Source organism: Caproicibacterium lactatifermentans, assembly GCF_013315815.1.
GTDB lineage: Bacteria > Bacillota > Clostridia > Oscillospirales > Acutalibacteraceae > Caproicibacterium > Caproicibacterium lactatifermentans.
Genome location: NZ_CP046051.1, coordinates 95,998 through 116,774 on the forward strand (window position 1 = coordinate 95,998; position 20,777 = coordinate 116,774).

General features: G+C 51.7%; 15 protein-coding genes. 9 read left to right on the forward strand and 6 right to left on the reverse strand.

The window, feature by feature from the left end; translation table 11 throughout:
* The first annotated feature begins 179 nt into the window (after positions 1-179).
* Together secA and GJQ69_RS00410 are read left to right on the forward strand one after the other, a co-directional pair.
* Entirely contained in the window at positions 180-2,984 is a 2,805-nt protein-coding gene (secA, locus tag GJQ69_RS00405; protein WP_086034892.1) for a preprotein translocase subunit SecA, read from the forward strand.
* Between the two features lie 190 nt (positions 2,985-3,174).
* Positions 3,175-3,315: a hypothetical protein gene (locus GJQ69_RS00410; RefSeq protein WP_174192588.1), complete on the forward strand. Its 141-nt coding sequence runs from the start codon at positions 3,175-3,177 to the stop codon at positions 3,313-3,315.
* A 20-nt stretch (positions 3,316-3,335) separates the two neighbouring features.
* Here the strand turns inward: GJQ69_RS00410 and fba are convergent, their stop codons facing one another.
* Both fba and GJQ69_RS00420 read right to left on the reverse strand, forming a co-directional pair.
* Positions 3,336-4,274, reverse strand: coding sequence for a class II fructose-1,6-bisphosphate aldolase (gene fba / locus GJQ69_RS00415; RefSeq protein ID WP_086034893.1), 939 nt, complete (start codon positions 4,272-4,274; stop codon positions 3,336-3,338).
* 101 nt (positions 4,275-4,375) lie between these two features.
* On the reverse strand, positions 4,376-5,179 hold the full coding sequence (locus GJQ69_RS00420; protein WP_086034894.1) for a DNA-3-methyladenine glycosylase family protein: 804 nt from the start codon (positions 5,177-5,179) through the stop codon (positions 4,376-4,378).
* Positions 5,180-5,720: 541 nt separating this feature from the next.
* Here GJQ69_RS00420 and rlmB point away from each other — a divergent pair.
* The 6 genes from rlmB to GJQ69_RS00450 all read left to right on the forward strand — a co-directional run bounded on the left by rlmB (position 5,721) and on the right by GJQ69_RS00450 (position 15,168).
* Positions 5,721-6,506 (forward strand): 23S rRNA (guanosine(2251)-2'-O)-methyltransferase RlmB, encoded by a 786-nt coding sequence (gene rlmB, locus GJQ69_RS00425; protein WP_086034895.1) that lies wholly within the window; start codon positions 5,721-5,723, stop codon positions 6,504-6,506.
* 19 nt (positions 6,507-6,525) lie between these two features.
* A complete protein-coding gene (locus GJQ69_RS00430) occupies positions 6,526-9,879 on the forward strand; it encodes a YML083C domain-containing protein (protein ID WP_174192589.1) in 3,354 nt (1,117 codons plus the stop codon).
* A 259-nt stretch (positions 9,880-10,138) separates the two neighbouring features.
* Positions 10,139-12,205, forward strand: a complete 2,067-nt coding sequence (locus GJQ69_RS00435) for an elongation factor G (RefSeq protein WP_086034897.1) — start codon at positions 10,139-10,141, stop codon at positions 12,203-12,205.
* A 282-nt stretch (positions 12,206-12,487) separates the two neighbouring features.
* Positions 12,488-13,510, forward strand: coding sequence for a methionine ABC transporter ATP-binding protein (locus GJQ69_RS00440; RefSeq protein WP_174192597.1), 1,023 nt, complete (start codon positions 12,488-12,490; stop codon positions 13,508-13,510).
* Positions 13,507-14,166, forward strand: coding sequence for a methionine ABC transporter permease (locus GJQ69_RS00445; RefSeq protein WP_174192599.1), 660 nt, complete (start codon positions 13,507-13,509; stop codon positions 14,164-14,166). The genes GJQ69_RS00440 and GJQ69_RS00445 overlap by 4 nt, the downstream gene beginning before the upstream one ends.
* A gap of 135 nt (positions 14,167-14,301) precedes the next feature.
* The gene (locus GJQ69_RS00450) at positions 14,302-15,168 is read left to right on the forward strand and encodes a MetQ/NlpA family ABC transporter substrate-binding protein (RefSeq protein WP_086034900.1); all 867 of its coding nucleotides are present in this window, start codon (positions 14,302-14,304) and stop codon (positions 15,166-15,168) included.
* A 178-nt stretch (positions 15,169-15,346) separates the two neighbouring features.
* On the opposite strand, the gene GJQ69_RS00455 is transcribed toward GJQ69_RS00450, so the two are convergent.
* The 4 genes from GJQ69_RS00455 to sigG all read right to left on the reverse strand — a co-directional run bounded on the left by GJQ69_RS00455 (position 15,347) and on the right by sigG (position 19,240).
* On the reverse strand, positions 15,347-16,462 hold the full coding sequence (locus tag GJQ69_RS00455) for a M20/M25/M40 family metallo-hydrolase (protein ID WP_086034901.1): 1,116 nt from the start codon (positions 16,460-16,462) through the stop codon (positions 15,347-15,349).
* 273 nt (positions 16,463-16,735) lie between these two features.
* Complete coding sequence (locus GJQ69_RS00460; protein WP_086034902.1) at positions 16,736-17,050, reverse strand: YlmC/YmxH family sporulation protein; 315 nt, start codon at positions 17,048-17,050, stop codon at positions 16,736-16,738.
* A 57-nt stretch (positions 17,051-17,107) separates the two neighbouring features.
* On the reverse strand, positions 17,108-17,950 hold the full coding sequence (locus GJQ69_RS00465) for a C39 family peptidase (RefSeq protein WP_174192601.1): 843 nt from the start codon (positions 17,948-17,950) through the stop codon (positions 17,108-17,110).
* 519 nt (positions 17,951-18,469) lie between these two features.
* Complete coding sequence (gene sigG / locus GJQ69_RS00470; RefSeq protein WP_086034905.1) at positions 18,470-19,240, reverse strand: RNA polymerase sporulation sigma factor SigG; 771 nt, start codon at positions 19,238-19,240, stop codon at positions 18,470-18,472.
* Positions 19,241-19,416: 176 nt separating this feature from the next.
* Between sigG and GJQ69_RS00475 the strand changes: the two genes are divergently transcribed.
* Positions 19,417-20,745: a CCA tRNA nucleotidyltransferase gene (locus tag GJQ69_RS00475; RefSeq protein WP_236849696.1), complete on the forward strand. Its 1,329-nt coding sequence runs from the start codon at positions 19,417-19,419 to the stop codon at positions 20,743-20,745.
* Positions 20,746-20,777 lie beyond the last annotated feature (32 nt).

The following is a 20,777-nucleotide window of genomic DNA, read 5'->3' on the forward strand; positions in this document are numbered from 1 at the left end:
AGAAATTCCGAAAGGCACGCGCCTGCTTTCCCTGCAGGAGCGCGCTTTTTTCTGTTTTCGTTTCCTTGAAATACCTTTCCTTTTGAACCGCTCTATGCTATAATCTAAAAGAATGTAGAGATTTTGAATGTAAATATTTAGGAAATTATAGTTCTTAATAACCGCTATGAGGTGAAGATATGCCAAATAATATTCTGTCCAGATTCTTTGGAAATTACAGCAAGCGTGAACTGAAGCGGATTCAGCCGATGTGTGATGCTGTCATCTCCAAGGAAGACAAGTATAAGGCGTTGTCAGACACAGAGCTGCAGGCACAGACTCCCGCCCTAAAAGAACGTTTGGCAGACGGCGAAAGCGTAGAGGACATTCTGCCGGACGCTTTCGCCGTCTGCCGGGAGGCAAGTGCCCGTGTGCTGGGAATGCGTCACTTCCCGGTGCAGGTGCTCGGCGGCATTGTTCTGCATCAGGGCCGTATCGCGGAGATGAAGACCGGCGAAGGCAAAACACTGGTCGCCACGCTGCCGGCTTACCTCAACGGTCTTACAGGCAAGGGCGTGCATATCGTTACGGTCAACGATTATCTGGCCCGCCGCGACAGTGAGTGGATGGGAAAAGTTTACCGTTTCCTGGGCCTTTCCGTTGGTCTGATTACCCACGAAATGGACAGCGCTGCCCGCAAGGAAGCATATAACGCGGATATTACTTACGGCACCAACAACGAATTCGGTTTTGACTATCTGCGTGACAACATGGTCATCTATAAAGAGGATAAGGTACAGCGCGGTCATCATTTTGCCATTGTCGATGAGGTGGACTCCATTCTGGTTGATGAGGCGCGTACTCCGCTGATTATTTCCGGCCCTGGTGAAAAGTCCACGGAAATGTACACAGTTGCCGACCGTTTTGTCCAGACGCTGAAAATGGTTAAAGTTGCGGAACTGAATGATAAAGAAGACAATGACGCGCTGTACACGGACGCGGATTACATTGTAGATGAAAAAGCGAAAACTGCGACGTTAACGCCCTCCGGTGTAAAAAAGACAGAATCCTACTTCCATGTGGACAACCTTACGGACGCGGAAAATATCGGCCTGCAGCACTATGTGAACCAGGCGATTAAGGCCCGCGGCGTTATGACGCGTGATGTAGATTACGTGGTCAAAGATGGGGAAGTCATTATCGTCGATGAATTTACCGGCCGCTTGATGTATGGCCGCCGCTATAATGAGGGACTGCATCAGGCAATCGAGGCAAAAGAAGGCGTGCAGGTCGCCCGTGAGAGCAAGACGCTGGCAACCATTACCTTCCAGAACTATTTCCGTCTATACAGCAAGCTTTCCGGTATGACCGGTACGGCCATGACCGAAGAGGACGAATTCCGCGAAATCTATAAGTTGGACGTTGTCGAAATTCCGACCAACAAGCCGATGATTCGCAAAGACCTGCATGATGTAGTCTATAAAACAGAAAAGGCGAAGTTCAACGCGGTTATTGATGATGTTGAGGAACACCACAAAACCGGCCAGCCGGTTCTGGTGGGCACCATTTCTATTGATAAGAGTGAGCAGCTGTCCAAGCTGCTGAAACAGCGCGGTATTAAGCATGTTGTCCTGAACGCAAAGTACCACGAAAAAGAAGCAGAAATCGTTGCACAGGCCGGCAAAAAAGGCGCCGTCACCATTGCCACCAACATGGCAGGCCGTGGTACCGATATTATGCTGGGCGGCAACAGCGAATATATGGCAAAGAGCGAAATGCGCCGTATGGGCTTCAGCTCTGAGATGGTTGCGCAGTCGACGGCTTATGGGGAAACGGATAACAAAGATATCCTCAATGCCCGTAAAACGTACAGCACATTGGAAGACAAGTATAAAAAGGAAATTAAACCGGAAGCGGACGAAGTGCGCAAGGCGGGCGGCCTTTACATTATCGGCACCGAACGCCACGAATCCCGCCGTATTGACAACCAGCTGCGCGGTCGTTCCGGCCGTCAGGGCGACCCCGGTATGTCCCGGTTCTATATTTCTCTGGAAGACGACTTGATGCGTCTGTTCGGCGGCGAACGTGTATCCGCTATGATGGAAACACTGAAGGTCGACGAAGATACACCGATTGAAAACAAGATGCTGACCAAGACCATTGAAAATGCACAGCGCAGGATTGAGGGCCGCAACTTTGCTATTCGTAAAGACGTGCTGAAGTATGACGATGTCAACTCCCGCCAGCGCGAAGTTATTTATAAACAGCGTGACCAGGTACTGGATGGCGCCGACGTGCATGAGCAGATCATGGGTATGGTCAAGCAGGCAATCGAAAATCAGGTGAAGGTTTTCCTGCCGATGGATGAAACCAATATTGATAACCCGCGGCACGACTGGAATATGGATGGCCTGCGTGACCGCTATATGGGATGGCTGCTGAAACAGGGCGACCTTTCCTACACGGAAGACGAGCTGAAAACGCTGAAGCCGGAAGATGTGACCGGAACTCTGTACGAAAAGGCAGAAGAAATCTGCAGCGTGCGTGAGGAGAAATTCGGCAAGGACGTTTGCCGCGAACTGGAACGTGTGGTTCTGCTGAAAAACGTTGATACAGAGTGGATGGACCATATCGACTCTATGGAAGAACTGCAGCGCGGCATTCGTCTGCGTGCATACGGCCAGAAAGACCCGGTCGTAGAGTATCGCATGGAAAGCTATGATATGTTTGATGCGATGATTGATGCCATTCGGGAAAATACTGCCCGTATGCTGCTGACCGTTCGCCTGCAGACAGCGGAAGAACCGCAGCGGGAACAGGTCATGGACCCGACTGCTGCCTCCGGCGCAGAGGGAACAACGGACGACCATACGGCACCGGAAAAGCACAAAGGCCATAAAATCGGCCGCAACGAGCTGTGCCCGTGCGGCAGCGGCCTGAAGTGGAAGAAGTGCACCTGTGCAAAGTATCATCCGCAAGACGGCAGCCAGCCGTATGTAGAGTAAAAGAATAAAGAAAATCCGCAGACACGCTGCCTGTGGATTTTTTTATTAGGGTAAAAAAAGGAAGGACTGCACCAGTCAGGGCAAAGAAAAACATTGCGGAACTGTATCACGTGCTGCAGTCCAGCTGTGGACGAGGACACGCGAATCTGGGCCTGAGTATGGCATTCCACATTTCTATGCGGATAACCATTTGATACGAGAATTGTCCCAACCATTTTCGATTCTTTCCCTAAAACACGTCGGCGAAAGCCAGCACTATCATTTGCTGGTACAAAAAGCTGCCCGCCGAAAGGAATCCCTTTCAGTGGGCAGCTTTGTTTATACGAAATAAAGCGATTTAGAGAGCGGACATTAGGCCTTGCCGTTGCAGCCCATAACATCCGTAATCTTGTGAGAAACCATGTCCTTGACTGCTTCACGTGCAGGTCCAAGGTACTGGCGCGGGTCGAAGTAATCCGGATGGTCATGGAAGCACTTGCGGATGGTAGCAGTCATAGCCAGACGAATGTCGGAGTCGACGTTAATCTTGCAGACAGCCATCTTTGCGGCTTTGCGCAGCTCGCTTTCAGGAATGCCGATTGCATTTGGCATATTGCCGCCGTAAGTGTTAACAACCTTTACAAATTCCTGCGGGACACTGGAAGCACCGTGCAGGACAATTGGGAAGCCGGGCAGACGCTTGGAAACTTCCTCCAGAATGTCAAGACGCAGCTTCGGGTTCTGGCCAGGTTTAAACTTGTAGGCCCCGTGGCTGGTGCCAATGGCAATAGCGAGGCTGTCCACGCCGGTACGCTTTACAAAATCCTGCACCTGGTCGGGGTCTGTGTACATGGCCTTGTCCGCTTCAACGGAAACGTCATCTTCCACACCGCCCAGGGTGCCCAGTTCCGCTTCTACGGTAACATTGTACTTATGTGCGTACTCCACGACTTTTGCAGATTCAGCAACATTTTCTTCATAAGGCTTGGAAGAGCCGTCAAACATAACGGAAGTGAAGCCGTCATCAATGCAGGCTTTGCACATTTCGTAGGACGGACCGTGGTCCAGATGCAGCACAATCGGGATTTCCGGATGCTCTGCCACAGCAGCCTCTACCAGCTTAACCAGATAGGTGGGGTTGGCGTAGGCGCGGGCGCCCTTGGAAACCTGCAGAATGACGGGCGCGTTCAGCTCGCCGGCTGCTTCGGTGATGCCCTGGATAATCTCCATATTGTTTACGTTGAAAGCACCGATTGCGTAACCGCCGTCGTATGCTTTTTTAAACATTCCCCTGGTGTTTACTAATGCCATGGGTCTCACACTCCTGTTAACTTTTATTTTGGCAAATCTTATTATACAACAAACCAAATAAAAAAGAAACATTAAGAAGGACAAACTTCCAGCTAGACGGCTTACTTGTGCGAAACAGTTCGGCCCGCCTGCTGCCGAACCCAACAAAAGATATACTGCTGGGCAAGACCGGCCGCCGGTCCGAAAGATGATGGCGCCACACCGGGAAACCATTGTGCCATGGCTCGCTTAATCCAAACATCTTTTGGAAAAGCTTCCATACGGTGCAGGCCGTACAGCAGTGTGCAGTCGGCCACTTTTGGCCCGACACCAATAATTGTCATCAACTGACGCCGTGCTTCTTCCAGCGGTGCGGTGCGCAGCGCTTCCAGATTCACCGTACCGCTGGCAACTTTTTCGGCGGCGTCCAACAGATACCGTGCCCGGAAGCCGCATCGCAGCGGCGCAAGGTCTTGCTCCGTTTGGCCCGCGAGTGTTTCGGCGGAAGGAAACGGGTGCAGGCTTTTCTGCTGACGCAGGCCGGACATAATTGGGGGCAGGGATTCTTCCTGGCCGCCGCACAGCCGGTTGATAATTCCCTGAATGCGGGGGATATTATTGTTTTGTGAGAGAATGAAGGAACATAGTGCTTCCCACGGGTCCTGCCGCAGAATATGGATACCCATACCAAGCTGAGCAGCTTCCCGCAGGGTGGGATACAGGACGGCAAGCTGCCGCTGCAGTGTGTCATAGTCGGTGCCCAAGTCAAAATAGCTGCACCAAAAAGGGTCTGCTTTTAACAGCGGCAGGTCTTTTTGGGAGACGGTCAGGAAGCGTCCGCCCGCTGTGCCCGAAAACACACCCGGTGCGGTTTCCTGCCAGCGGAAGCACTGCCCGCACAGCAGTGTTTTGCGAAGATTCAACATTTTTTCTCCTTTGCATGAAATAGTAAAAGGAATCAACTAAATGTATAAAGAGCATAATTATGTAAATTTAAGGCGGACTTTCACCAATTTGCAGAAAGCCGATTCTTCCTGCACAGTATATCACGAAAATACGGAAAGTTGAAGAATTCATGTAATTTCGTTTACATAATATAGTTTTTACCAGAGGTGAATAACCTTTCCACCGGCTTTTTGTACTGACTTATCCACAGTTTCAACTGAGTTTTCCACATTCTCCACCAAGTTTTCAACTTAAATTATGTAAACCTGTGGAAATACAGTTTGTATAACGGGGGGCTTCAGCGGGAAAAAAGCAGAAAGTGGGTTCCAATTTTTGGTGCCCAACGCTTTTTCGACAGAGTATCCTTTTGCGCCGAAAATAGGGACGCCGCGGATTCTGCGGAATGGCTGCCGAGTATGGCGAAACCATGAACTTTCCAACATTTTTTTGGAAAGCGCGTGCAGGAGTAGTACCCTTGTGGTATAATCAAATATTATGGGAAATGTATATGGAGGAACCAGAATGAAACCGAATCGCTTGGAGCAGGACGGCCGCGTGCGCGGCGATGATGTGATAGCAGGCCGCAACGCTGTTGCGGAGGCATTGAAAAGCGGACGCCCGCTGGAGGCGCTGTACCTTGCCCGCGGTGTGCACGGCGGAAGCCTTGGCACCTTGACGGCAAAAGCCCGGGAAGCTGGCATACCGGTAAAGGAAGCCGATGCCCGCAAGTTGGACGCTATGTGCGGTGGGGCTGCCCATCAGGGTGTCGTTGCGGTTGCATCGGTTAAGCCCTATGCAACGCTGGACGACGTGTTTGCTCTGGCAGAATCCCGCGGAGAGCCGCCGTTCCTTATTGTGGCAGACGGTCTGGAAGACCCGCATAATCTGGGCGCAGTGCTGCGGGTGGCAGAGTGCGCGGGCGCGCATGGTGTGATTATCCCCAAGCGGCGCAGCGTTGGGCTGACCTATGCGGTCGGTAAGGCCAGCGCCGGTGCAGTGGAATATGTGCCGGTCGTGCGGGTAAATAGCCTGCCAACTGTGCTGGAGGAGCTGAAAAAGCGCGGGGTGTGGCTGTATGCCGCCGATATGGACGGCGAGCCGTGGTGCACCGTGGATTACGCCGGACCGTGTGCCATGGTCATCGGCAGTGAGGGCTTTGGTGTCAGCCGCCTGGTAAAAGAAAAGTGTGACTTTGTCATTTCCCTGCCCATGAAAGGAAAAATCAATTCCCTGAATGCTTCTGTCGCTTGTGGAATCGTATGTTATGAAGTTCTGCGGCAGCGCGCGGGGATCCACTCTAAACGCTAAGTAGAAAGTGGGGAGTAAGATGGAGAACCAGGACAAAAATCATATAGCAGATACACCGGAGAATTCCCTTCAAAAACCGGAAGAACCAATGGCAGATGCCATGGCTTTTTCTTCTACTGCCAAAAAAGAACGCCGCGAAGAGGCGGAGCAAAAGCTGGAAGAGCAAAGACGCCGGGAAGAGGAAGAAAAGCGGCGTCAGGAAGAAGAGAAGTGCCGCAAAGCACTGCAGGAAAAGCAAGAACGGGAAGCCCGCGAGAAAAAAGCGCAGGAAGAGCGGAAACAGCGCGAAGAGCAGGAAAAACATCGGCAGGAACTGCAGGAAAAACAGGATCATGAAGCCCGTGAAAAAGCAGAGCGGGAGGAGAAGGAGCGCCAAGAGGCACTGCAGAAAAAGCAGCAGCAGGAAGAAGAAGAGCGTGCCCGGGAGCGGGAACAGGCAGAAGAAGAACGCGAACAGAAAAAAGGACAGGAAGAGCGTGTCCGTCAGGAAGCCAAAGAATCGGCTGCTACAGAAAAGCAAAAGAAGCACGAAGAGAAAAAGAACCGCCGAAAAAAGAAAAAAGAAGAGATGAGCCTTAGGAAGCAGGACAAACTTCGCCGCCGGAACAAAAAAGAAACGGCGGAGGAGGAAGACCCTTATTATGGCCTGAAACTCAAGTCCCGCGAGGAATACCAGAAAGAGTATGAGGAAACCCTCTCCTTTAAACCCATTCGTCCGGAAGAGGATAGCGAAAAGACAGGCACCTTTACTTACCTGTTTGATAAGGACGATACCGGTATTGACCCGGCCATGAGGGAAAAACTGAAGAACCTGCATGAAAAGCGCCGCCGCCGTGTCAATGAAGTGGTCAAAGAAACCGGCACCAATGACGTGGCCAAAGAAGATATTTATTCCATTACAACGGCCATCAGCTTAGATGATATCCGCAAAGAGGCGGCAAAAAAAGGCGTGGACATCAGCCAGCAGCCAATTCCGCTGGAAGAGCCGCAGAAACCGCGGGAACGTCCCCGGAAAGAAGAAGACAAGCCGTCCATACAGGACCCGCAGGAACGGCCACTGCCTATGCAGGCGGTACAGAATCCGCAGATAGATGCACATTTGCCGGAAGGTGAAAAGACAACGTACCGGCCCACTGGTACGCCGGTACATATTGTACCGCTGAATGACCTGACAACGCCTGTTTTTAATGAGTCCCGCGCTTATCCGCGTGTCAGCCGCAGCGCACCCAAAGAGGAGAAGATGCCCCGCAAAGAGGAACGGGCTTCCCGCCCAGTGATTGCGGCGCCGGCAGCGGAGAAACAGGAAGAAACAGCGATACCGGTTAGCAGGCCGGTTGTTCCGGCGAAGGTGCCGGACCGCTTTGCAGACGCGGCTGTCCCGATAGACAAAACAGATGTGAAGGAAAAGCCGCTGAAGAAAAAGGCGTCTGGCCGTCCGATTGTACAGCTGACAGAAAAAAGCGCACCGGCCGATCAGCCGCAGGAGCCGGTTAAAGAAGCGGAGCTGCCCAAAAAGAAGTCATCCAGCCGTACACCTGTACAGCCGGACAAAAAGATACAGGAACCGCAGCACCGAACACCACCCGTGGAAAAGCCCGCAGCGAGAAAACCGCAGCCGCTGCATATTGCGGGAAGGCCGGAAGAACTGGACGACTACAATGCGCCGGAAGACGCAGCAGCTATTTTCCACCAGCTTGGCGGGGATCTGCGGGAGCTGGCGCTTCGGCTTTCCATTACCGGAATCTGCAGTGTGCTGGAACTGATTTTCGGTGTGATGGGTGAATTTGGTATTCTGGGTACTTCGGCACTTGGAACAACCGTTTACCTATTAAGTAGCCTTGTGTTCCTTGCAGTGGCGGTCGCTTTTTGCGGTGTCACCGTGTTTGGCGGACTGAAAGCACTGGTCCGACTGCGGGCCAACGCGGACAGCGGTGTGGCAGTTGCCAGTATCGTCGGTTTGATACAGGGCGTGTATTCTTTATTTGCGCAAAACGCCTTTGGCAAGGGTCAGCTGTACCTGTATACAGTGGTTGTCTGTGCAGCGCTGTTCCTCAATACGCTTGGGAAACTGCTGATGGTACGCCGCGTAAATAAGAATTTCCATTATATCACGTCACCGGGTAAAAAATATGCGGTGGAAAAGTTTGATGACCACAACACGGCCCTGCAGATGGCAGAAGGTGTTACCATAGATACACCGGAAATTGCCTGCCAGCGGGAAACCGGATTCCTGAAAAACTTCCTCCGCCTGTCTTACAGCGATGATCCCAGTGACCGCAGCAGCCAGTTCCTTGCGCCGGTTTTGTTCTGTGCCAGCCTGATACTGTTCCTGCTGATGCTGCTGTTCATTCAGCCGGGGGACGTGGGCAGCGCGCTGACCGCTTTTGCGGCGGCAACCTGTGCAAGCATTCCGCTGATGAATATGCTTTCAGTTAACCTTCCGCTGTCGCGTGTCAGCCATGTGGCGACACAGTGCGGCGGCATGATTATCGGCTTCCCGGCTGTGCAGTATTTTTCGGGTGCCAATGCAGTGCTGGTAGACGCAAAGGACTTATTCCCGCGCGGAAGCATTGTTTTGAACGGCATTAAAACGTTCCGCGGCCAGCAGATGGATTCTGCTATTATCGATGCGGCGGCCCTGCTGCAGGCAGCGGGCGGCCCGCTGAGCAGTCTGTTCAGTCAAATTACCCGCAGCCAGATGGCGGGTGCGCCCAAAGTGGAAAATATCCAGTATGAGGACGGCCTTGGCATTTCCGGCTGGGTTGGCGGGCGCCGTGTGCTGATTGGCAGCCGGAAGCTGCTGTCCCACCACAATGTGACGCCGTCCAGTGAAGAACTGGAAAAGAAATACATGAAGGGCGGCCGTCAGGTTGTTTACCTTTCAGTCAGCGGTGAGCTGTCTGCTATGTTTATCATCACTTATAAAGCGGACCGTCACCGTTCACAGGAACTGCAGCGCATGGAAGATAATGGCATTTCCCTGATTGTGCGCAGCAATGACCCCAATGTGACGGCACCGTTTCTGGCGGCTCTGTTTGGGCTGGATACGCATACGGTACGTGTCCTGCCGGACCGGTTGGGACAGGTATATGAGTCCATGGAAAAGCAGCCGAAGAAGGAAGCAAATGCGCTGATTGCGACCAGAGGGCGCACCACAACGATGATGCGTCTGGTAACAGCCTGTGTGCGGCAGCGGTCGAACATCTCGCTTGCCGTGGTTTTGCAGAACGTCAGTGCAGTGCTGGGCTTTGTTCTGGTAGCCTTCCTGTGCTGGCAGAAAGGTATGCAGCAGGTCAGTACCTTGGGCATATTTATTTATGAAGCGTTCTGGTGTTTGGCTATTTGGCTGGTACCAAAATTGCGGAAACCGTAACCAATCGAATATAGGAAAGCTGATGGCCCCGTGTGGGTCACCGGCTTTTTTTATGGTTAGCAGCGGCCTGCTTTTGCCCACGAAAGACGCTGCACACGGAATGCATTTTGATATTTTGCACAAAAAGGATTATATACATATGTATTAGTTATCAAATGTTGCTGAATCTCTTGCCTTGTGTGGTAATATGATATATAATTATGGCAATATGATAATAGATATTTATTAAAAACAACTACCCGTGAAGGGAGAAAGAGCAATGAAATCGTATTCTGCAAAAAACATTTTAAATATTGCGCTGGCAGGCCATTCCGGCGCCGGCAAGACCAGTATTGCGGAAGCTATGCTGAAGCTTTCCGGCGCGACTGACCGCCTCGGCAAAGTGGACAGCGGCAATACCGTATGTGATTACGACCCGGAGGAGGCTCGCCGCGGGGTAAGCATTTCCGCCGCAGTGGCACCGCTGGAGTGGAAGGGATATAAAATAAATCTGCTGGACGCTCCCGGGCTGTTCGACTTTGCCGGTGCAGCTGCCGAAGCGGTGCGTGCGGCGGACAGTGTGCTCATTGCCGTCAGTGGACGTGACGGCGTGTGTGTCGGCACAAAAAAGGCCGTTGCCGCGGCAGACAGCCGCGGGCTGGCCAAAGCTTTCTTTGTCAATGGACTGTGCGATGAGAGCGCTCGCTTTTACCATGTGTTTGAGGATTTGAAAGCGAGCTTCGGTCCGGCGGTTTGCCCGGTTGTCGTGCCGTACATACAGGACGGGCAGGCAAATATTTATATTAATTTACTGGAATACAAGGCCTATGATTACTCCAACGGCGCACCGGTCGAGGTGAAAATGCCGGATATGGGGGACCACCGTTTGCAGGGACTACGCACGGCCATCTGTGAGGCTGTTGCTGAAACAAGTGACGAGATGTTCGAAAAGTATTTTTCTGGACAAGAATTTACACCGGAGGAAGTCATTGTCGGCGTGTCCCACGGCGTAAAGGCCGGCACCATTATGCCGGTATTTTGCGGCGATGCACTGTTGATGCGCGGCATGGAACAGTTCCTGGATGGGATTGTCTGGCTGCTGCCCAGCGCGGCGGAAAAAGCCGCTGAAATCGGCACGGATGTCAACGACGACCCGGTGGAATTGCAGGTAAATGAAGAAGCGGCAACGGCGGCAATTTGTTTTAAGACGATTGCGGACCCCTTTGTCGGCAAGGTCAGTTTCCTCAAGTGCGTTTCCGGAAAAGTGGAACAGGACGGCATCCTTATCAATATGCGTACAGGTGGAAGTGAGCATATCGGCAAGGTGGTGCTGATGCGCGGCAAAAAGCAGGAAGATATGCGTGTGATTCCCGCCGGCGATATCGGTGCAGTGCTGAAGCTGTCCGGAACTGCTACAGGGGATACCCTGTGTGCGCCTGCCCGCAAGGTGACGCTGGACGGCGTGGACTATCCCAACGCGCCGCTGCGCATGGCTATTCTGCCAAAGCAGAAGGGCGAGGAAGATAAAATTGCGCAGGCTATTTTCCGCCTGATGGAAGAGGACCCGACCATTGGGTATGAAAATAATGTGGAAACACATGAAATGGTTATTTCCGGTCTGGGTGAACAGCATCTAGACGTTGTGCTTTCCAAACTGCAGAATCGCTACGGCGTAGAGGCGGTTCTAAAAACACCGCGTGTGCCCTACCGCGAAACAATCCGCAAGACTGTAAAGGTACAGGGACGCCACAAAAAGCAGACCGGCGGCCACGGGCAGTTCGGTGATGTATGGATTGCGTTTAGCCCCTGCGACAGCAAAGATATGGTCTTTGACGAGCACGTTGTCGGCGGCAGCGTGCCGAAGGGGTATTTCCCCGCCGTAGAAAAAGGGCTGCGGGAGTGCATTTCCAGCGGGCCGCTGGCCGGATACCCGGTGGTGGGACTGCACGCGACCCTGTATGACGGCTCCTACCATCCGGTGGACAGTTCTGAAATGGCCTTTAAGACAGCGGCCAGCTTAGCCTATAAAGCCGGTATGCCGCAGGCGGACCCGGTTCTGCTGGAGCCAATCGGTACGCTGAAAGCAACCGTTCCGGATGGCAATATGGGCGATGTAATGGGTGCTGTCAACAAGCGCCGCGGCCGTGTGCAGGGCATGGAACCGGCACAGACCGGCTACCAAACGATTGAAGCAGAAGTGCCGGTATCAGAAATGGCGGACTTTTCTACCTTCCTGCGTCAGGTGACTCAGGGCCAGGGCACTTATACTTTTGCTTTCGCAAGGTATGAACAGTGCCCGCCGCAGATTGCGGAAAAAGTGATTGCGGCCGCCAGACAAGACGGCTGATACAAACGGATACAAACAAAAAGGCAGGCCCTGTTTAGCAGGCCCTGCCTTTTTGTTTGTGTAATCATGATTCATGAAAGTATTTTATAACAGCTGTAAAATGTATTTTTGCAGACTGTTTTCGCTTCCATTTGATACATTACTAAAATAGTATATAAATTCTCAGTGCTTTTATTTGGGATTTTTTACTTGACAGACGCTCCACTTTTACATACAATATAGACAATTCATATAATAATTGTATAGATTAGCGAAACGAAGAAGGGAAGAAGGCCAGATAGCATGATTCAGTTTGTAAATGTCAGCAAGGAATTTTCAAGCAGCACCGAAAATGTTAATGCACTGCGCGGAGTGAACCTTACCATCGAAAAGGGCGACATTTTCGGTGTTATCGGTTTCAGCGGCGCGGGAAAATCCACCTTGCTGCGTATGGTAAACGCACTGGAAACACCAACTGCCGGTCAGGTATTGGTGCAGGGAAAAGACTTGGAAAAGATTCCCCCTGCCGAACTGCGCAAGGAACGCAAGAAGATTGCCATGGTGTTTCAGCAGTTCAATTTGCTGGATTCCCGCACGGTCTTTGACAACGTCGCCATGCCGCTGAAATTAAACCATATATCCAAAGTACAAATCGCCGACCGGGTGGAGAAGCTGCTCACATTCGTTGAACTTTCTGATAAGTGGGATGCCTACCCCGCAAAGCTTTCCGGAGGGCAGAAACAGCGTGTCGGCATTGCCCGCGCACTGGCGACACAGCCGTCCATCCTGTTATGTGACGAACCCACCAGCGCGCTCGACCCCAAAACGACCGATTCCATTTTACAACTGCTGCAAAAGGTCAACCGGGAGCTGGGCGTTACTATCCTGATTATTACGCATCAAATCAACGTTATTCAAAAAATTTGCAACCGTGTTGCTGTTATGGAAAGCGGCCGTGTTGTTGAGCAGGGGACGGTTTTGGATGTTTTTAGCCACCCGAAAGAATCCATTACCAAAGATTTCGTTTCCACGGTCATTGATGACCACATACCGGAAAGTATTAAAAAATCCATTGCCACCGAGACACGGAACAGCACCATTATGCGACTGCACTTTCTTGGCAGCAATTCCCGTGAAGCACTGATTTCCGCCATCAATAAAAAATTTGATGTGGAAACCAACATTCTGTTTGCTTCTGTACATGAACTGCAAGGAACCGTGCTTGGCACACTGGTGCTTCAGCTGGTTGGCCCGCGGGAAGAAATTGCGGCAGCGGAAACGTATATCCAAAAATCGGATGTTGACTTTGAGGAGGTAGCCGTATGATTGACCTTGACATACCAAATGAAAAAATCCTGCTGGCGGCACAGCAGACTATTTATATGGTCGGCATTGCTTTAATTATCGGCACCATTCTTGGCGCCGCCATGGCAGTTATCCTTGTGCTGACTCGAAAAGGCGGCATCCGCCCAAACAAAATCGTGTACGGCATTCTGAATGCTGTCATTAACGTGGTGCGCAGTATTCCGTTTATTATCTTAATGGTTTTTATTATGCCGCTGACGAAGGCTATTGTTGGCACACGTATCGGTACAACAGCCGCCATTGTTCCATTGGTCGTGTTCATTGCTCCGTACCTTGCGCGTTTGCTGGAAAGTTCCTTACTGGAAGTAAACCGTGGCATTGTAGAAGCGGCGCAGTCTATGGGTGCCACCACATTTCAAATCATCTGGCATTTCCTGTTGCCGGAATCCAGCGGTTCGCTTATCCTTGCATTGACTAACGGCGCCATTGGCCTTTTGGGTGCCACCGCAATGGCGGGTGCTATCGGTGCAGGCGGTGTTGGTGACTTGGCGCTAACCTACGGCTATGAGCGTATGAATTTCCCGCTGATGCTGTTCACTATCATTGTGCTCATTGTTTTTGTGCAGCTGATTCAAGTGCTGGGAAACTTTCTTTCCCGCAGGCTGCGGCATAAATAAACAGCAAAACAGGAAGCAACAAGACAGAGAGAACCTGCAAGGAAGGTTCTCAAGACTTTTTACAACGCAAAGTCATGATATAAAAATGCACATTTTCAAAACACAGAAGAAATTTGAGAGGAGAGGTATTTCATTATGAAAAAGGATTTTATCATCCGTAAAATTACCGCACTCGGACTTGCTGCATTGTTTGCGTCCGTTTCCCTTACCGGCTGCGGTGAAACTGCCTTCTCGTCGTCCGGAAGCACTGCTTCTACCGCGCAGGCAAAAAAGGAATTAAAATTCAGTAAATCGCAGGGGCCGTACAGCGAACTTTTCCAAAAAGGAGTTCAGCCCATTCTGGAGAAAAAAGGATACAAAATTAACGCCGTCGATATGTCTGACCTTTCGCAGGCCGATTCTGCTCTAAATGACGGCGAGGTTGACTTTAATGTAGAACAGCATGTAACCTATATGAACAATTTTAACAAAACGCAAAACGGACATCTTGCGGCGGTCACACCGATTCCAACGGTTCCGGCCGGTATCTATTCCGGTTCCAAAACTGCGCTGAAACAGCTTACCGATGGATCCAAGATTGCTGTTCCAAATGACGCTGCCAACACCGCACGCGCCTATGTGCTGCTGCAGAAAGCTGGATGGATTAAACTGAAAGCCGGTATAGAACCTACCAAGGCCACACAGGAGGATATTGCAGAAAACCCGTACCACATCCAGTTTGTAGAAATGAAATCCCTAAATATTCCATCTGTGCGCTCCGATTTTGATTTCATTGTTATTACCGGCTCTATCGTATACAATGCAAAAATTGACCCCTCCACCGCACTGCTTGAGGAGGACATTCTGCCCGACCTGATGCTGCATCTGGTTGTAAAAGATTCCGATGAAAACAGCCAGTGGGCAAAGGATATTGCCGCCGCTTACCAGTCTGATGAATTTAAGACCTACCTCGACAAAAACAACAACGGTCTGTGGACGGTACCTGATTACAGCAAGAAATAAAGCACGCTTCTAACACACTTTTCCATATTATTCTCAAAACGAAGCGACAACCGCAATACTCGAAAACTGCGGCTGCCGCTTCGTTTTGTTGTCTTTATGGGAGCTTGTACTACTTTGGCGGTTTCGTTCGCCGCCATGTTTGGAACGTTGGAGCAAAATCCACCATAAGCAAAAATTTTTAAATTTTCGCTGTCATGAGTTTCTGTGTAACTTTCGCCGCTTTCTGCAAATCTTTCGTGGTTGTGTATTCATCGCAGGAATGGCAGCGATACATGGCACTGGAAATGACCAGCCCCGAAATGCCGTGCCGCGCAAACTGGTTTGCGTCACTGCCGCCAAAGGTACGAAATAGATTTAGCTCCACGCCGGATGCGCGGCAGGCAGCGGCATAGCGCTGCACAACCGGATGACTCTTGGAAATTTCATAGGCATAGCAGCCAAAGCGGCTGCTGACACGGCAGGACGCGCCGAATGATTTTGCAGCATTCTGAAACACGGTAATCACATTTTGCAGAACCCGCTCGGCAGTTTGGTGGGAGTAGGAGCGCAGTTCTCCGCTGACTACGCATTTATCCGGTACAATGTTGGTTGCTGTTCCGCCTTGAATGGTGCCGATATTCAGCGTTGTTTCTTCATCCGATTTTCCCATTTTCAACTTGCTGACTGCCAAGGCCGCCGCCGCAACCGCATGAATACCCTCCTGCGGGGCAAATCCGGCATGCGCGGCCTTGCCGGTCAGCTCAAACGTAAAGGAGCAGATGGTGGGTGCGGCATAAGCTGCGCCACCCACCGCGCCGCTGAGGTCAAGCACATAGGCTTCCTTTGCGTGGACCTTGCTGTAATCGAATACTTCACTGCCGCAGTCATAGGGTTCTTCCGCAATCGTGAATAGAATCTCCAGTGGGCGATGGGGAAGAGAGTCCTCTTTGATGGATTCCAGTGCCTCCAGAATGATGGAAAGCCCGCTGACATCATCCGCACCAAGCACGGTAGTGCCATCGCTGGTGATGGTGCCATCCGGGTGAACCGTTGCTTTTTTCCCAAGTGCTGGTGCCACAGTATCCATATGCGCAGCAAACAAAAGCGGCTCACCCTCCTGCGTGCCGGGCAGGGTTGCCAGCAGGTTGCCGGCGGTGCCATTTGTCTTTTTGGCGGCATCATCCTCCACAACGGTCAGCCCCAATTCTTGTAGGCGTTTTGTCAGGAAGTCCGTCATGGCGCGTTCCCCAAAAGACGGGCTGTCAATTTTCGTCAAGCTGCAAAAGGCTTCTGTAATTCTTTTTTGGCATATCATTGTGTACCACTCCTGACAATCTAAATTATAAGCAAAATGGTAATATATAAATTTATATATGATTGTATATACTTGCAGGAAATTTGTCAAGTAAGTGCAGAAAACTTTTTATGCCATACGGTAAAGCTGACAAAACTGTACACGCGAACATGGCATTTGATATTTCACGGTGATTTCGTGACAGCATAGAAAACACCCCCAAAGTAGTTACAGCATACCATACTGTTTCACTTTGGGGGTGCAGTTCAAAACGGGCTTTTGTATGTGCATCATTTAAAGAGAGGAGTCATGCGGAGAGGGCGGCCCTTCTTCTTTTACGGCCAAACCCTTTTTTTTGCTGTCACGCAGCGGAGATGAGGTATCCACCAGAATGATGTCCTGCCCAATCAGCCGAATGTCCGACCACGGCACAATTTTGTCGTCTTCCCGGCCGAACAAACCGAAAAAGCGCAGCCTGCCGTAAATGACCAGCGCCAGCACCGAGGCCGTGTCGGTGTCAATTTCCACATCCCCAACATTTCCCAGACGGGTTCCGTCACGTACATTGATTACTTCCTTGCGGTGCAGGTCATATACTCTGCTGTGCAACGCAAATCACCTCTTATCAATGCCTATGCAAAAGGGATATGGAAAATGCCGGGAAGGTCATTCCCTTGTCCGGCTTACTGTTACACAGTGGCGGCCAAGCTGATTGTAGCGTTCTTCGGTCAGCTGCCGTGTCAGGCGGGTGGGACCGGCGGTGTTTTCCGGGTCCTCCAGCCAGCAGCAGGTTTGGTCATAGCCGACCAGAACCATGCAGTCGGTGTTCCTTGGCCAGCAGCAGGTGCCACCCTCCGGTGTATTCCATTTGAGCGGGACAGAGGGCTTGTCCATATTGACCGTTGCCCACAAAAGCACCGGTTCACCATTCGCAACATATTTTTGCAGAAGACTGTCCAGTGAGGCACCGGTTGCGTCCTTTGCCCGCAGCTGCGGCGGCAGCAGCTGGGATAGCGACGCGGCGACAGGATCGGCAAAACAGCCGGCACTGCCTTTTTTGCGCGGGTTACCGGCAAAGGCCGTATTGGGGTTTGGACCGAGCAGACCACCGCTTTTTGCCTGTTGCAGCGGTGCCTTTTGCAGAGAAGACACGACGCTGTCCAAACTAGCCGGAATGCCCCAGTAGTGCAGCAGCATCAGCTCACTGACAGATTCACTGCCGCACGGCAGCAGGTTCGTGGCGCTGCAGTAGGGAAGCTGCAGCTGCAGTGAAACAGGCGGCGTTCCGGGGCGGCTTCCCTTTTCACTGCCGGTTCGGGGCATTGCGCTGGCATGGAAAAATCCCAGTGTGCCGAAACCGACGGTACTTACCAGAAGAAGGCTTAAGCATTTGCGGCGCAGACGCGCGGCACATTCCTTCGGGGAATTGCGGCGGCCATAGTGCAGCATTTGTTTTTGCTGTATCCATTTTTTTCTCAGCAGAATCCAGACGTTTCGCATTTTGTCCATCAACTCCTGCCTGCTATTCTACAGGATTTTTTGGATAAAAAGCATCGCTTTTTGTCAGAGCAGCAAAAGGGCCGGTCCTTTTTCAAAATTGGCCCCATATGCGGTTTATCTGGAGGAGGGATAGAGCGTACCGGCGTTTTTCCCGGAAGAGGAAGGGCTGCTGTCCATAGAAGATTTCTGCGGCTATCCACTCTGCTGGGTGCTGCCGGACTACCCATTCTGCGGGGCAGTTCTCTGTTGTACTGCTGGCAGCGGATTTTCGAATTGCCTGTGTGATGCAGCTCTGCCCGATGTTCCAGAGATCCAAGAAAAAGGACAGTGCAAGGATGCCCAAAAGAACCCAGAACGCGGGCCCGGCCCGCCATATTTTTGCTTTTTCCTGCAATCATCATTTCTTCATGCGGGTTCCCAAAAAACGGAGATTCACGATTCAATCATGAGCACAGCGGGCAGGAAAGACCATTTGCTGGTTTTTATCGTAAAGAAACTGCCTGACCATTAACGGGACATCAGGAGAATTTACAGGTCCCTTTTCACCTTTTGTAGGGCGGCTTTTTCCAGCCGAGAAACCTGTGCCTGGCTGATGCCGATTTCCTTTGCAACTTCCATTTGTGTTTTTCCGTGAAAGAAACGCATGGACAGAATGTTTTTTTCTCGGTCCGAAAGATCATGAATAGCCTGTTTCAGGATAATTTCATCAATCCAATTATTGTCATCGTTGTTATCGCCCACCTGGTCCATGACATAAATGGTATCCCCGCCATCCGAAAAAACCGGTTCATATAAGGAAATAGGGTCCACAACGGATTCCAGTGCCAGCACAATATCCTCCCGCTTTATATCCAAAATGGCGGCCAGCTCGTCCGTGGTTGGTTCCCGGTCGTGCTTGGTGAGGAACGCTTCTTTCGCCTTCATGGCTTTGTAGGCAGTGTCGCGCAGGGAGCGCGAAACACGGATGGAGTTGTTGTCCCGCAGATATCGCCGGATTTCACCGATAATCATAGGAACCCCGTAGGTTGAAAAGCGGACACCCTGGCTGGTATCGAAGTGGTCAATAGCTTTCATCAGGCCAATACAGCCGACCTGAAACAGGTCGTCCAGGTTTTCACCTCGGTTGGTGAAACGCTGGATAACGCTTAGCACCAGACGAAGGTTGCCGCGAATCAGCTTATCACGGGCGCTTTTGTCACCAGCGTGCATTTTTTTAAGCAAATCCATTTTTTCGGCCTCTGTCAGTACCTTGAGGTCCGCGGTGTTGACACCGCAGATTTCCACTTTATTGTTCTGCATCTTACCGCTCCCTTCCAGTTGCAGTATTGCCTGTACGGGGCGGCAGTATGCGGGAAAGGCCGATTGACCCCAAAAAGTGGATATGATATACTATAAAAGTTTGAAAGAATACGGAGAAAACCGCGGAAAAGACGCAGCAGGAGGCGGAATCTGCGGAAAATTTTAAAGGGGTAAACGTGAAATTTATCATACCGGACTATGTACAGAAAACTTTAATATCCCTGCGAACTGCCGGCTGGCAGGCGTGTCTGGTAGGCGGCTGTGTGCGGGATACACTGCTGCACCGGACACCGAATGACTGGGACATCGCGTCGGCCAGCACACCGGGACAGACGGAGTGTGCCCTGGCTGCATTTCCTTGTCTGGAAACAGGCGTACAGCATGGCACGGTTACGGTCTTGTCGGACGGACACCCCGTGGAGGTGACCACTTTCCGTACGGACGGGACCTACAGTGACAACCGCCGCCCGGACAGCGTTTCTTTTACCCGGAGCCTGCCGGAGGATTTGCGCCGAAGGGATTTTACCATCAACGCCATGGCATGGGACAATGGAACGCTGGTGGATTTATTCGGCGGATTTTCGGACCTAAAGGCGGGCGTTGTCCGATGCGTCGGCAGCCCGGACGTTCGTTTTCAGGAGGACGGCCTGCGCATTCTGCGGGCACTGCGCTTTGCCAGTGTGCTGGATTTTTCCATTGCGCCGGAAACAACGGCGGCTGTGCACCGGCAGCGGGGCCTGCTAAAAAAGATTGCTGCGGAACGCATTGGCGCGGAACTGGGCAAGCTGTTGTGCGGGCCGGGTGCCGCGCGTGTGCTGCGGGATTTTTCTGATGTGTTGTTTACCATTCTTCCGGAACTTGCCCCACAAAAAGGATGCCCACAGCGTAGCCCTTATCACAGCTATGACGTTTGGGAACATACACTGCACGCCGTACAGGCCGCGCCGCCGGAGGTGCCAATAAGGTTGACAATGCTGCTGCATGATATAGGAAAACCGGCCTGCCATACAACCGATGAAACCGGAACAGACCATTTTTATCGTCATGAATCTGTTGGTTCAGAGATGGTTGGTCCGGTCCTAAAGCGTCTGCGTTGTTCAGCAAAGCTGAGCCGCCAGGTACAGGAGGGAATACGCCGCCATATGCTGTTCATGGAACCGGACGAGCATATTCTAAAACGGCGGCTGCGACAGTTTGGTCCGAACTTCTGCCTGTTTCTATTACAGGTGCAGCGGGCGGATACAGCGGCACAGTCTGCGGCGGTGCAGGACCGCCTACGGGTGCTGGACCAAACGGAAGCACTGCTGCGAAAGCTGCTGCAGCAGCAGGCCTGTTTTTCACGTGCGCAGCTGGCGGTAAAGGGAAATGACCTGACAGCGCTGGGGCTGCACGGCGCGGAAGTTGGGGAAGCGCTGTCATTCCTGCTGGAAGCGGTCATTTCCGGGCGGTGCCCCAATGAAAAACAAGCGCTGCTGACCATTTGGCAGGAAAAATCGCAAATGTAGAGGGTATTAAAAATGTCACTGATTGCTGTGAA